This is a genomic window from Chitinivibrionales bacterium (assembly GCA_014728215.1).
Taxonomy (GTDB): Bacteria; Fibrobacterota; Chitinivibrionia; order Chitinivibrionales; family WJKA01; genus WJKA01.
Map to the genome: position 1 here is coordinate 61,229 of WJLZ01000185.1, position 13,020 is coordinate 74,248.

Annotated in this window: 14 protein-coding genes; 4 read left to right on the forward strand and 10 right to left on the reverse strand. The window is 49.3% G+C overall.

Features of this window, described 5'->3' with window-relative positions; all coding sequences use genetic code 11:
* Positions 1-55: 55 nt before the first annotated feature.
* From GF401_16385 to GF401_16395, 3 genes are all read right to left on the reverse strand, one after another.
* The gene (locus tag GF401_16385) at positions 56-487 is read right to left on the reverse strand and encodes an archease (GenBank protein ID MBD3346634.1); all 432 of its coding nucleotides are present in this window, start codon (positions 485-487) and stop codon (positions 56-58) included.
* Positions 488-491: 4 nt separating this feature from the next.
* Positions 492-1,949 carry an RNA-splicing ligase RtcB gene (locus GF401_16390; protein ID MBD3346635.1) on the reverse strand — a complete coding sequence of 486 codons (1,458 nt, stop codon included), beginning with the start codon at positions 1,947-1,949 and terminating at the stop codon, positions 492-494.
* Between the two features lie 309 nt (positions 1,950-2,258).
* Entirely contained in the window at positions 2,259-2,756 is a 498-nt protein-coding gene (locus GF401_16395) for an MgtC/SapB family protein (GenBank protein ID MBD3346636.1), read from the reverse strand.
* Between the two features lie 182 nt (positions 2,757-2,938).
* On the opposite strand from GF401_16395, the gene GF401_16400 reads away from it, so the two are divergent.
* Positions 2,939-4,060 carry a poly-gamma-glutamate biosynthesis protein gene (locus GF401_16400; GenBank protein MBD3346637.1) on the forward strand — a complete coding sequence of 374 codons (1,122 nt, stop codon included), beginning with the start codon at positions 2,939-2,941 and terminating at the stop codon, positions 4,058-4,060.
* 128 nt (positions 4,061-4,188) lie between these two features.
* Complete coding sequence (locus GF401_16405; protein MBD3346638.1) at positions 4,189-4,878, forward strand: BON domain-containing protein; 690 nt, start codon at positions 4,189-4,191, stop codon at positions 4,876-4,878.
* A gap of 232 nt (positions 4,879-5,110) precedes the next feature.
* Here the strand turns inward: GF401_16405 and GF401_16410 are convergent, their stop codons facing one another.
* From GF401_16410 to GF401_16440, 7 genes are all read right to left on the reverse strand, one after another.
* A complete protein-coding gene (locus GF401_16410) occupies positions 5,111-5,782 on the reverse strand; it encodes an alpha/beta hydrolase (protein ID MBD3346639.1) in 672 nt (223 codons plus the stop codon).
* Between the two features lie 268 nt (positions 5,783-6,050).
* The gene (locus GF401_16415; protein MBD3346640.1) at positions 6,051-6,401 is read right to left on the reverse strand and encodes a 4a-hydroxytetrahydrobiopterin dehydratase; all 351 of its coding nucleotides are present in this window, start codon (positions 6,399-6,401) and stop codon (positions 6,051-6,053) included.
* Between the two features lie 16 nt (positions 6,402-6,417).
* Positions 6,418-7,914: a Ni/Fe hydrogenase subunit alpha gene (locus GF401_16420; protein ID MBD3346641.1), complete on the reverse strand. Its 1,497-nt coding sequence runs from the start codon at positions 7,912-7,914 to the stop codon at positions 6,418-6,420.
* A complete protein-coding gene (locus GF401_16425; GenBank protein ID MBD3346642.1) occupies positions 7,907-8,452 on the reverse strand; it encodes an NADP oxidoreductase in 546 nt (181 codons plus the stop codon). The genes GF401_16420 and GF401_16425 overlap by 8 nt, the downstream gene beginning before the upstream one ends.
* A 1-nt stretch (position 8,453) precedes the next feature.
* Positions 8,454-9,173: a 2Fe-2S iron-sulfur cluster binding domain-containing protein gene (locus tag GF401_16430; GenBank protein MBD3346643.1), complete on the reverse strand. Its 720-nt coding sequence runs from the start codon at positions 9,171-9,173 to the stop codon at positions 8,454-8,456.
* Entirely contained in the window at positions 9,170-11,005 is a 1,836-nt protein-coding gene (locus GF401_16435) for an NADH:ubiquinone oxidoreductase (protein MBD3346644.1), read from the reverse strand. The genes GF401_16430 and GF401_16435 overlap by 4 nt, the downstream gene beginning before the upstream one ends.
* 41 nt (positions 11,006-11,046) lie before the next feature.
* Complete coding sequence (locus GF401_16440) at positions 11,047-11,541, reverse strand: hypothetical protein (protein ID MBD3346645.1); 495 nt, start codon at positions 11,539-11,541, stop codon at positions 11,047-11,049.
* A gap of 305 nt (positions 11,542-11,846) precedes the next feature.
* Here GF401_16440 and GF401_16445 point away from each other — a divergent pair, with 305 nt between their 5' ends.
* Positions 11,847-12,563 carry a PRC-barrel domain containing protein gene (locus GF401_16445; protein MBD3346646.1) on the forward strand — a complete coding sequence of 239 codons (717 nt, stop codon included), beginning with the start codon at positions 11,847-11,849 and terminating at the stop codon, positions 12,561-12,563.
* 49 nt (positions 12,564-12,612) lie between these two features.
* Positions 12,613-13,014 carry a hypothetical protein gene (locus tag GF401_16450; GenBank protein MBD3346647.1) on the forward strand — a complete coding sequence of 134 codons (402 nt, stop codon included), beginning with the start codon at positions 12,613-12,615 and terminating at the stop codon, positions 13,012-13,014.
* Positions 13,015-13,020 lie beyond the last annotated feature (6 nt).

The following is a 13,020-nucleotide window of genomic DNA, read 5'->3' on the forward strand; positions in this document are numbered from 1 at the left end:
CTCATCTAACAGAAGTCAGCGGTTGGCAGTCAGATCCATTATCCTAATCCACTCCTCACACATCCAGCACCACCGTGGCCGTCCATGCATTGTCTGTATGCTCCACCGCAAACCGGTGGAGGGTTACCGCCTTGACATCCACGTTCATAGCGTGCCGGTCAAGGTCCATTTCTTCTCCGTATGCTTCGGCTTCAAGCCGCAGCTTGTTTCCGGTTTTTATGATATGCACATTCCGGAGACGGAACAGGAGTTGATAGGCATCTTTGAGAAAGATCTGTTCCTGCAGTGCTCCAAACAGCAGCATGTCCTCACGCTCGTCTTCAATAACGACCCTGCGATCTTCTTTTTCGGTTATACTGGTGAGTTCATCGACCATGACATTCATGAGTGCATCACCGGATTCGACAACAAGCTGCTCGAGGGTCGATGCGCGGGCTTCAAAACCGATATCCGCGGTGGCGATATCATCTAAATAACGGTACGACACAGGTTCACCCCTTAATATTTCCCACAGGAACAAGTTTTACCACAGCTTTACTTATCCCGGCCAGGGTCGCAGCCTCGACCACGGCATCGATATCCTTGTACGCTGCCCCTGCCTCTTCGGCCAGGCCTTTTGATGAAGCGCTCCGGATATAAATCCCCCTGCTGCGCATGCTGTCCTGAAGTTGCCGTCCGTAAAACTGATGTCTTGCCTTACGTCGGCTCATCACCCGGCCACTTCCGTGGGCAGTGGAAAAGAACGTCGAGTCGCCGGTTTGCGTACCGGCTAAAAGAAAGGATCCCGTTTCCATGCTTCCGCCGATAATCACCGGTTGACCGGTTTTTAGATATCGTTCCGGAAGTTCAGGATTTCCCGGACCGAATGCCCGGGTTGCCCCTTTGCGGTGCACCAACAGTTCCTTCTGTTCGCCGTCAACGGTATGCGTTTCGAGCTTTGCCGTATTATGGGCAACATCGTACACCTGATCCATGCCCAGCGATTCCTCACTTTTTCCCAGCACCTCCGCAAAAACCTCACGAGCATGGTGGAGAATTACCTGACGGTTGGCAAAGGACATATTGATTGCACATTTCATGGCGGCAAAATAATCCCGGCCGTCCTGCGAGTCGAAGGGTGCGCAGGCGAGGTCCCGGTCGATAACCGTGATGCCGTATTTGGGGCCCATGGCCTTGACAAATTTCTGAACATAATCGGTTGCCACCTGATGACCGAACCCGCGACTGCCGCAATGAAACATCACCACAATCTGGTTGGGTTTGGTAATACCAAACGCCCGCGCCAGTTGGGTATCGAAAATATTCTCTTCTCTCACCACCTGTATCTCGAGGTAGTGATTCCCCGAGCCCAGGGTCCCGATCTGATGATATCCCCGCTCTATTGCTCTTTCGCTTATTGTGGAGGCGTCCGCGCCTTCAACGCAACCACTCTCTTCGGTGCGCTCAAGATCCTCGGGCCGTCCCATACCGCGCTCCACGCACCATGTGGCGCCGCGTTCGATTACTCGACGAAACGTATTTTGCGAAATATCTAAAAGACCTTTTCGCCCAACCCCGGCGGGAATTCGTTCGTACAGACGGTCGACCAGACGGTTCATCTTTGGCTCAAGTTCATCGTAGGTAAGATTGGTAACCGCCAGCCGCATGCCGCAATTGATATCAAACCCAATCCCACCGGGAGAAATTACGCCGGTCGAGGGGTCCATCGCGGCCACCCCACCGATCGGAAATCCATACCCCCAATGACCATCAGGCATACAAAATGAGTACTTGGTAATTCCAGGAAGCGTCGCTACGTTGACAGTCTGATCGAACACCCCTTTATCCATGGCTTCAAGAAGCTTATGGGTGGCAATGATACGAGCCGGTACCCGCATTCCGCTCTTATGCCCCCTGTCCAGCTCCCAGACCGCCTCGGATATCTGCTTGATATTTTCAGGTACTGCCATGACAAACGCCTCCATGGGTATGATTTTTCAAAAATCAATGTAGCGTAAACGCCTGAACTGAAGTTCAGGCCACACACTATTATCAGACACACAACAGTATCATAAAACAATTAACAATCAACCGCTACCAGTTGTTGATATTCCAAACGGCCTGCTCAGCTCGTGTGCCCGGTACTTCAGTGCCGGTAAGGGTAGTTCTCAAGCAACGGTAAACCCCTGAACTGAAGCGCCACACTGAGCGTGTCGAAGGGTCTGTTGCCTCTTTTCTTCCCCCTCAACCTCACCTTTAGCTTTAAACCTTAAACTAATTCACTCCTCACCACATTCTTCATTCATCTCCGAATCTTTTCTGATTTTCTTTTCGAACCGGTGAAAAACGAGCAACACAATAATCCCCAGCAAAGCGATACCGCCTCCCAGGATAAACTGACCCGCGCCTATCGCAATACCGATACCGCCCGAAAGAAGAAGACTGACCATGCTGGTAAGCCCCTTTACCGTGTAGGTGCTTTTATCACGGATAATTGCCCCCCCGGCAAACACGCTGATCCCCATGATTAACCCCTGCATGATCCGCATGGGATCCATATCAATCGTGTTAACGGCGTTGAGTCCCGCAGCCATCTGATACCGATGAACAAGAAGGTCACTCAGTCCCATCAGCAAAGCCGATGCTGCGGCGATAATCATGTGGGTCCGTAGACCGGCCTGCTTTCCTCCCAGTTCACGTTCCAATCCAATAAGGCCCCCGAAAAACATGGCAACGGCAGTCTTTCCTAGAACAATCAGTTGCGGCATAAAATCCATAATCCATAATCCTTTACACTACAATTTTATCTGCAAATTCAGGTTAAAAGAAGCAAAATATGTGCCGGGAAGATGATATGTCGGGGCAAATTTTATTTCTTTGGCATTCTTTTTGCAAAAATATTTACGTATTACATTTAATAAACTGACGGCATACGCTTTACAGAAAAGGTCTATTTCCAATGATTCACAGCAACCATCTCTCGATTTTCCTCTGTGGTGATGTCATGACCGGTCGCGGAATCGATCAGGTCCTTCCCCATCCCGGCGATCCACGAATATATGAATCCTGGATCAAAGACTCCCGTTCCTACCGTGATCTGGCACAAAAGACAAACGGCCCGATACCTGCACCGGTCTCCTTTGACTATATATGGGGAGCAGCTCTGGATGAACTGCAGCAACGACGGCCACATATCCGGATTGTCAATCTCGAAACCGCCATTACCACATCGATGAAATACTGGCCCGGTAAAGGTATCAATTACAAGATGCACCCCGGGAACACGCCTTGTTTGACCACGGCCGGGATCGACGCCTGCGCGCTGGCCAATAACCACGTGTTGGACTGGGAGTATGAAGGGCTTGCTGATACACTCGATTCACTGCACAGTGCTCAAATCAAAACCGCAGGCGCCGGCGCGAATATCAATGATGCTCTCGCGCCAGCGATAATACCCATTCCCAAAAGTGAGAATCATGTATTGCTCTTCTCCTGCGGATTCATGTCCAGCGGTATCCTGTCTCAGTGGGCGGCAACCGACAATCGTGCCGGCATAGTGCTCATGGATGAGTCTACCCGATTGAAACCCGATCATCTGCGCGCCTGGGTCAACCGGTATCGAAAACCCGGCGATTATACGATTTTTTCAATCCACCGCGGGGGAAACTGGGGATATGAGATCCCTCAATCTCATCGTGATTTCGCTCACATGCTGATCGATGAAGTCGAGGTTGACATCGTACACGGTCATTCATCGCACCACCCCAGGGCAATCGAGATGCATGAGGGCAAGCCTATTTTCTATGGCTGCGGCGATTTTATCAACGATTATGAAGGCATCTCCGGCTATGAAAAATACCGTGATGATCTCCGTGCCATGTATTTCGTGACAATCGATACAGATACACGGACTATTACCCAGCTCGATATCATCCCCCTGCAGGCCTGTCGGTTCTCTCTTCGGCGGCCCAAACCGGAAGATACCACTTTCATGACAACACTCTTTGCCCGTAAAGAAAAGAAATTCGGATGCGACGTTCGTATGAATGATAATGCCGGCATAAGCCTTCTCTGGAAATGACATTCCCACGATCAGCTACATTGCTGGCATATTCTTTGCATCAATGTTTTTGCACGAAGAGCAATGAACAGGAAATTCTTTATCTTTATTTTTAAGGTTCGATCATTTTTTCACAGAAGGAGTTTTTTATGGCCCAGACTGCCGAGGACATTCGCAAAAGTGTAGTAGAGCAACTTTTATGGGACGGCCGCATTGAAGGCGCTGATATTGATGTTCGGGTTGATGATCATTTCCGGACCACCCTTACCGGCACGGCGCCGTCGTACATGGTAAAACAGGCGGCGGGTGAAGATACACTCCGGGTATCGGGAGTATCACGGGTCTATAATCAGATCAATGTACTGTCTGAAGACGGCGGTCCGAGGCGCAGCGGCGAAGACCTGCAGAAAACCATACACACCCTGATCTCACTCTATCCCAATTTTGCAAAAGATTCGGTTGATGTATCGGTTGGAGACGGCAAGGTTGTTCTTCAGGGGTCGGTCGATTCCTACTGGAAAAAATTGCGGGCCGAAGAGATCGCCTTTGATGTCAAGGGCGTACAGCAGGTAGTGAACGACTTGACCGTTGTTCCCGGCCACAAACCTCTGGATGAAGAAATTGCCGAATCAATCCAGAACGCGCTCAAGCGGACCGGCATTATCGATCCTGCCAATGTGGGAATTAAAGTCGAAGGCGGCCGGGTTACCCTCTCGGGAACAGTCGACTCCTGGAGCGCCTACAGCGCAGCCCATACCGCAGCAAAATATACCCGCGGCGTGGTCGACCTTACCAACGAGCTGGTTATCCGGGAATCGGAGGCAGGGAAAAACAGATGAGGAAGTTAGGGCCCCTGCCAAATAAAGCCCGGTTAAAGACACTGATACCCCGACGTATGCGTCGGGGCCACGATTGACATTTTGGTTGTTTTCCAGGAGAAAGCCAATTCCGCCGCCCCAAGCGGCAATACAGGGAGACGGTTCACCGATAATGTCGATTATTTTGCTGGAAATGTTCTATCCATCTATAAATCATGATAATTGCCGGTAATCTGCATAAAAAACACCGGCCTCACAGATACTCGTCAAACCATTTCCCGGCAAGTTCCGCCACTTTTTCCAGCGCGCCGGGCTCTTCAAAAAGGTGGGTTGCGCCCGGAATAATATCCATGCGCGAGGTACAGTGCAGTTTTTTGAGGGCAAATTTATTCATATCGATAATGACCGGATCATTGCCGCCAACAAGGAGCAGGACGGGGGCTTGTACCCGGGGTAAAAAATTGGCCGGCATATCGGCCCTGCCCCCGCGGGAGACGATCGCCTTGACATTTTCAGGTTCCTGCGCCGCGGCCATCAAAGCAGCTGCCGCTCCGGTGCTGGCGCCGAAATACCCAATATTTAGGTCCTTAAGCTCCCCCTGGTTTTTTACCCAGGAAACGGTTTCTTTCAATCGGTCGGCAAGTAAATCTATATCAAAACGGAGTTGTCCTGTCATGTTGTCCATGACTTCTTCCTCCGAGGTCAACAGATCGAACAGCAGGGCTCCGATCCCGCGCTCTACCAGGGAACCGGCAACAAAACGGTTTCGCGGACTATGCCTGCTGCTGCCGCTCCCATGGGCGAAAAGCACAATGCCCCGTGCACCTTCAGGGACAGAAAGGTTCCCATGCAATGTCACCTTCTCCAGACCAATATCAACTTCCCGCTCACCCGCCGATACCGTCTTTGTTTTGTCAGCCTTCATGATTCCACTCCCTTCCTGTTATTTGAACGTTTGTTGTTTTCTGAACTATCTATGAAATACGAAGACCGGCCGGCACTGAAGTACCGGCCACACGATTTTGGTGCCACACGATTTTGGCGTGACATGTATATATTGGTCTACCTGCTATCGTACTGTACCAAAGCACCTACCACAGGAGATACTATTAACCTGCTTTTCCTGCACCACAATATGCTGACGCCTACACCTATCGGCGCCATGCACAATTGACGGCACGTTTGCGGACCATTCAGGAAGCTCCTGTCGGCTGCGTTTGCAGGTTGTCTATTTTTGACGCCAGAATAAAATCGTTCTCCGAAAGACCGTCTATTTTATGGGTCGTAAGTTCGATAATTACCTTATTATAGGAAATATGCATGTCTGGGTGATGATTCTCTTCATTGGCGAGGTCCGCAACTTTTTTAACAAATTCCATGGCCTCTTTGAAATTATCAAAGGTAAACTTTTTCTGAAGAGTATGGGTACCCTCCCGGTTGAGTTCCCATTCTTCGATCTCATTCATCAATTTGTCTTCATCCTGCTCCTTAAGCGGTGGTGTTCCGCCTTCACAAGGGGTGCAGTGTTTTTCGTTGATAGCCATACTGTGGTCCTTTCGGTTAAATGATACATTGTTGCGAGTTAAAATAAGCTCTGTTTTTCCGGTCGATTATATCGCCCTGTTCATTACAGAGTGAAACCGACAGAGGCATGTGTCCTACGGCATGGGTAGCACAAGAAAGACAAGGATCGTAGGCCCGTATAGCAGCTTCGATATGATTAAGCATGCTTTCGGTTATTTCAGTACCCTGAAGATATCGTCGGGCAACATATTCCACCGCCCTGTTCATGGGCTCATTGTTCTGAGTGGTCGAGACGATGATGTTTGCCATGGATACCTGATCGTTACGGTCGACCCGGTAGTGATGGAACAGGGTCCCCCGGGGCGCTTCAATAACCGAAATGCCTTCATCCTTTCGCTTACCTTTCACGACCAGTTCGTTTCTCAGCAGATCGGGGTCCTGGAGCAGCAACTTAATTTTTTCGGCGCCGTGAATAATCTCGATTATCCGTGCCCAATGATAGGCCATTGTCAAACCCGAAGCTTTTCCGCCAAGGGCCTCGATCATTTCACGACGGGCTTTTTCCGCAAGGGGCGTATCGATATAATCGCAGGCTGTTACTCGGGGTAACGATCCCACACTGTACCACCCCTCTTTTGGACCGAGTTGCCGAATAAATGGAAATTTCATGTAGGTCCAATTGCGAACTTCCTCGGCCACATGTTGAAGGTAATTGACTACCGGTTCATTTTCGAAAATGATTTTATCCTGTCTATCTACCGCCCGTAAGGTGCCGTCATATAAATCCATCGCACCATCCGAATCAAGAATACAGAGACGGTTGCTGGTAAATGCCCCTAAGGCTTCAGCATCATCCTGATGTTTTTCCATGTATTTTTTGATAAATTCAAGTGCATCACATGCATCCTTGATTGCCTGGTCGGCATCTGCAAGCAGCCGGTCCCTTTCCACCGGGGTGAGATTTTTATTGATCCCGCCCGGAATCGCGCCCGTGCCGTGGATCCGTTTTCCTGCCGTTGTTTCGATTATCTTCTGACCATACTTACGCAGCCGTACTCCACGATGGGCCATGTCCGGATGCTCCATTACCACCCCGCCTGCGTTCCGCTTTTGCATGGGGGCATCGAAACCGAAAAGCAAATCGGGTGATGCAAGGTAGAAAAAATGGGTAGCATGGGACTGGACTATCTGTCCGTAGTGCATCAACCGCCGCATTTTTTCGGCTGTCGGAGTCAGCTCATCGGCGCCCACGATCATATCCATTGCCTTGGCCGCGCCCAGGTGATGGCTTACCGGGCAGATACCGCATAACCGCTGCACAATGACCGGAACTTCCCACAGAAGTCTTCCCTGAATAAATCGTTCAAAGCCGCGGAATTCGACAATATGTAACCGGGCCTGCTTTACTGCGCCCTCATTGTCAAGGAGTATGGTAACTTTCCCATGCCCTTCAACCCGTGTTACCGGATCGATAACAATGCGACGCATATCAGTGTCGGTTTTTGTTTCCTGTATTTTAGTCGTATTAGTCATATTTCAGTATCTCGTAGGGCAATTGTACCGGTTTATTATGGAGTAATGCCTGCAATGCTTCCCAGAGTGCATCCGACCGCGGCGGACATCCGGGAATAGCGGCATCGATTTTAACAATATCATGACACGGATGAACCCGGTTGAGAAGAAGCGGCAGCTCCGGATCGTTGGGGATATTGTGGGTCGGATTCCACGTGGATACCGTGTTAAGATATGCCTCTTCGATACACTCCCGCAGAGGGATGGTATTACGCAGAGAGGGGATATCACCCATAATTGCACACTCCCCCACCGAAATCAGAAAATCGCAATGATCCCGCAATGCCAGGAGCACTTCAACATTTTCCTCGGTCACGCAGCCGCCTTCAATCAAGCCGATATCGCTCCGCTCTTCAAATACTTTCCGGTCAACCAGAGGCGACTTATATATTTCGACAATATCCACCAGCTCGATTATCCGTTCATCGATGTCAAGGAGTGACATGTGGCACCCAAAACATCCGCCAAGAAAAACGGTGCTCAATTTCGGTTTCGCCATGCTATTCCTTTCCTTGCTTTCCTACATGTTCTTCAATATCACTGCCGATCGGCATGAGATCAAACAGCCGTTTACCGATCGGTACACTGTAGCCCACGTGTTTTCGCATGAGTGTTCCTACCGGACACACCGACAACGCTTTGTCATCAGGCGAAACATTGGTATCCCGTGCTCCCTTTGCCGATGAAACCGCGAGTTTTTTTGCCGTTCCCCGGCCCACAAAACCAAAGACATGTTTATGATCAACATCCCGTGATGCCCGCACGCACCGGGCGCAAAGAATGCATCGGTCATGGTCGATAAAAATATCGGGATGGGTGGCATCCATGGTCCGACGGGGATACTGATAGGGAAATTTGGGCCGGGTAATTCCGAAGCGGTATGCAAGGGCCTGGAGTTCACAAAACCCGCTCTTTTCGCAGAACATGCAGTAATGATTGCCTTCGATAAAGAGCATATCGAGAATGCTTTTTCGTATGTTAAAAAGTTGGGGGGTATCATTCTGTATCTCCAGTCCGTCACTTGCCGGATGGGTACATGCGGTCTGAGGCTTTCCATTAATGAGAACCGTGCACATCCTGCAGGCACCGAATGGTTCCAGGTCGGGATGGTTACACAAACGGGGGATAAATATCCCGGCATCATCTGCGGCATTCAGGACTGTCTGCCCTTCCTGTGCCCTCACCTTTTGGCCGTCAATGATAAATGATATTTCTTTCATTGGTTGTATTCCTTACTCGAAGGGAAAATGGTCGATTCTCTCCCAGCCAGCATCTCGGCTTCACTGAGTTCACTGCGAATATCAAAGGATGGCATACGCGGTCCACGGGCCGACTGCAGTTTCTTTTCATAGAGGGAGCGAAAATTACGCAGGGAAGACAACACCGGGTTCGGTGAGGTCTGCCCGAGGCCACAACGGCTGGCCAGGCGAACGCTTTCGCATAACTCCTCGAGATACTTCAGGTCATCAGTAACACCCCTCCCCTTGCGTATGATATCGAGACGCTCCTTTAAAAGCACATTCCCGACCCGGCAGGGTGTGCAATAGCCACAGCTTTCATCGATGAAGAATTCCATGAATTTAGCCACCACCTGCAAAAGATCACGGCTCTGATCGAAAACCATAACAGAACCACCGGTAGGAAGGTCCTGATAATCGATACTACGGCCAAAATCGCCGGAACCAACAAGCTCTCCTGCAGCTCCTCCCATCTGGACCGCGGCGGTATTTTTTGCGCCGCATAAATCAAGCATCTCTCCAAGAGTTTTTCCCCAGGGTATTTCGTACACCCCGGGCTGATCGCAGTCTCCGCAGATACTGAGCAGTTTGGTCCCCGTACTGTTGGTGCTTCCGATCGATGCAAACCATTCAGCGCCTTCCTGCATGATTGCCGTAACGCAACTGAATGTTTCGACATTATTAACCACCGTTGGAAATCCCCGGTACCCGCTCTGGGTAGGAAACGGCGGACGGGTTTTAGGATCGCCCCGACGGCCTTCACAGGAACTGAGCAAAGAAGTTTCTTCTCCGCATATATAGGCACCTGCGCCTATTTGAATTCGTATATCGAAATGAAATCCCTTTTTGCCGGCCACATCCTCTCCTAAAAGACCGTCGTTACGCCTTGCGGCAAGAATCTCTTCGAGATACCGATGAAGGTATTTATATTCGGCTCGCAAATAAAGGATACCTTCATGGGCACCAACAGCATAAGCGGCGATAGTCATGCCGTCAAACAAGCCCTCGGGATACTCGGTCAGGAGGATCCGGTCTTTGAATGTTCCGGGTTCGCCCTCATCACCGTTGCAGATAATATACCGCCGTTTCTTTTTTATTTTGCGGGTGAAATCCCATTTCATCCCGGTTGGAAATCCCGCGCCTCCGCGGCCTCTGAGACGGGATTCTTTCATCGCCTTGATTATATCATCGGGCGATTGCTGCAACGCCTTTCGTAAAGATGCCCCCGGCTCACGGTCGACCAGAAGGACCTTGTCCCGGAGCCGGATATTGTTTGTAACCATCGCCTTTACCAGGGGATGACCATTGTTACCGTCGCCATACGTATCCACCAATTGCGCAGGATCTCTATGATGACGCAGGGCTCTTATTATCGACGGCACCTTTTCTTTGGAAAGGTTGGTGACGATGGTATCGTTAATCAATACAGCCGGAGCCTGGTCGGACATACCGATCGAGGGCGTCCGATGAAGTGAGAACATTCTGTCGGCGCTGGTTTCTCCGAGGCCGATACCAAGCATTTCCGTAAACCGCCTTGTTACTTCATCACCGCCCGACAGCTCATCGATAATATCATCGCACAGACGGATTATTACTTCCCCTTGGGGAACAGTTGAAAAAAATGCGTAAAACGTGGCCGGACTTTCAACCAGCACACGGGGAACCGAAAGGCAGCGAGCAATCTTATCGATCGCTTCGGGAGAAATGTATCCTTCCAACGATTGCACATCATGAAGAATATCCATCAAGCGAATCGGATCGTTATGGAAGGTACGGCATATCGACTCAACGGTTTTTGCCTGAGTGTTATTCATATAGTGGGGGCCTTTATAGTGAAGATACCAGAGAAATCATTTTACTTCATCGCTTTCAGATTCTTTTGAAGAATACCTGCGTGCCGCATTTCTTCACGGATAATCGTTTCAACTTTTGTTCGCCCCTGTCCTTCGGGCACATAATCTTTAAGAAATGTGTAAAAATAGACAGTCTCCTTCTCCGCATTCAGGGCGATCTGCAGAATATCTTTGGCATTTTCTGGTGTTTTTATGCCAAAACGTTCGGCGATTTTGCTTTCCCATGCGTGAAGGTCCTGCATGCCTTCAAGATAATAAAACATCTCATTACCCGGATCCAGGGGCTGTACTTTCTTCTCATCTTCCGAAAGCCCTTCCCGCAATTCTCTGAATATCCGGCTATGCTCTTTTTCCATATCACTCAAATACCCAAACAGCCCCTGCATTTCTTCATTTTCAACATTTTCGGCTGCACTGCGATAAAATGCACAGGCCTTGTTCTCAACTTCAATGGCCCTCCCTAATACATCATCGGCGCTGAATGTCATTACCGGCATAATCACATTTCCTTTATACGTTGTTATAACTCCCGTAGTATCACGGAAAATAACGCAAACACCATACCAGCCCGGAACTGCCGTTACCGCATCCCCTTCTCTCAAGATTGAATTAAAATTTTCCAGAAAATGAGAAGCCTTTTGTCAAAAATGAGAATTCATACTCCATAAGCCCATCATGCCCTGAGCAAACCTCAATTGGCGTGGTATTTGCTATTTCTTCTACCACAATGATTTTTCAAATGTCGAATTTCGAGTTTAAAATTCATTACCATATTGTTTCGAGTTTACCCGAGGGAGGTTCTATGTTACTCAGTACCAACCACATTCTGTCCCTGTTGGTTAATGCCAAAGACGGCGGTATAGGCCGGGCTATTGATTGCTATTTTAACGATCAGACCTGGAAATATGATTACCTGGTGGTAGATACCGGCACGTTGATTTCAGGACGGAAAGTTTTAATCGCTCCGCAGGACATAACCGGCGTAGAAGTAATCGCCGTTACGGTGAATTTAACAAAAGATAAAATCAAGCAGAGTCCCGATATTTCCCACGCCCTCCCGATCTCCCGTCAACACGAACACGATCTGAGATTTTACTATGGATGGCCGGTTGAAGAAAACCTGGAAAAGAAAGACAAAACCGAGGTCTCCGAAGAAGAGTCTCATCTGCGGAGTTATAACGAACTCCATGGATATCATATTCAAGCCGAAGACGGCGAGATCGGTCATTGTGATGATTGTATTGTAGATGATGAACTCTGGCGTGCACGCTACGTTGTGGTTGATACGGCAAACTGGCGCCCGGCAAAAAAGGTACTCATTTCCACCGAATGGATCGACAATATTGACTGGAAGAATAAGAAAATATGTATTGACCTTACTCGGGAACAGATCAAAGACAGTCCGGAATACAAACCTGATGAGCCGATAAACCGGGTGTATGAAAAAAGATTGTACGACTATTACGGAAGACCCAAATACTGGGAGAATGTACCTGAACGGCATGGGGTAAATGAATAATTATCGAACTAAATATTTATGTGATATCGGGATATAGAGGAGCTGGCGAATGATTCTACTCGAAATGTTGACAGCCCTTTTCTTTGCAGCCTTCTTTACTGCACTTTTCAGCTTTGCTTTTCGTCTTGGCCCGGGAAGAGAGATGTTATTTCTTTTTATCATCATTTTTCTTCTCACCTGGGCTGGCGGGCTCTGGCTGACACCATTCGGGCCCTATATATGGGGAGTCCAGATATTTCCATTTCTCTTTTTTGCGCTGATGGTTGCCTTGCTTATCGGCGCCTTTTCCCGTCCATGGTTCCGGCCACGTACGAAGCGGGAAGCGACCCAGGAGGCGGAAATCCGCCGGGAAGAACGCATTATTGTTAATGGGATGATCTGGGTTTTTATTGCTTTCCTGATATTTGCGATTATCGTGCGCTACCTTTTCCCGCTCAGGGTTATGTCATAGAATGCG

Coding starts and splice junctions, on each gene's coding strand:
- GF401_16390 (MBD3346635.1), bottom strand. CDS start 1,949: ATGGCAGTACCTGAAAATATCAAGCAGATATCCGAGGCGGTCTGGGAG.
- GF401_16395 (MBD3346636.1), bottom strand. CDS start 2,756: ATGGATTTTATGCCGCAACTGATTGTTCTAGGAAAGACTGCCGTTGCC.
- GF401_16400 (MBD3346637.1), top strand. CDS start 2,939: ATGATTCACAGCAACCATCTCTCGATTTTCCTCTGTGGTGATGTCATG.
- GF401_16405 (MBD3346638.1), top strand. CDS start 4,189: ATGGCCCAGACTGCCGAGGACATTCGCAAAAGTGTAGTAGAGCAACTT.
- GF401_16410 (MBD3346639.1), bottom strand. CDS start 5,782: ATGAAGGCTGACAAAACAAAGACGGTATCGGCGGGTGAGCGGGAAGTT.
- GF401_16415 (MBD3346640.1), bottom strand. CDS start 6,401: ATGGCTATCAACGAAAAACACTGCACCCCTTGTGAAGGCGGAACACCA.
- GF401_16420 (MBD3346641.1), bottom strand. CDS start 7,914: ATGACTAATACGACTAAAATACAGGAAACAAAAACCGACACTGATATG.
- GF401_16425 (MBD3346642.1), bottom strand. CDS start 8,452: ATGGCGAAACCGAAATTGAGCACCGTTTTTCTTGGCGGATGTTTTGGG.
- GF401_16430 (MBD3346643.1), bottom strand. CDS start 9,173: ATGAAAGAAATATCATTTATCATTGACGGCCAAAAGGTGAGGGCACAG.
- GF401_16435 (MBD3346644.1), bottom strand. CDS start 11,005: ATGAATAACACTCAGGCAAAAACCGTTGAGTCGATATGCCGTACCTTC.
- GF401_16440 (MBD3346645.1), bottom strand. CDS start 11,541: ATGCCGGTAATGACATTCAGCGCCGATGATGTATTAGGGAGGGCCATT.
- GF401_16445 (MBD3346646.1), top strand. CDS start 11,847: ATGTTACTCAGTACCAACCACATTCTGTCCCTGTTGGTTAATGCCAAA.
- GF401_16450 (MBD3346647.1), top strand. CDS start 12,613: ATGATTCTACTCGAAATGTTGACAGCCCTTTTCTTTGCAGCCTTCTTT.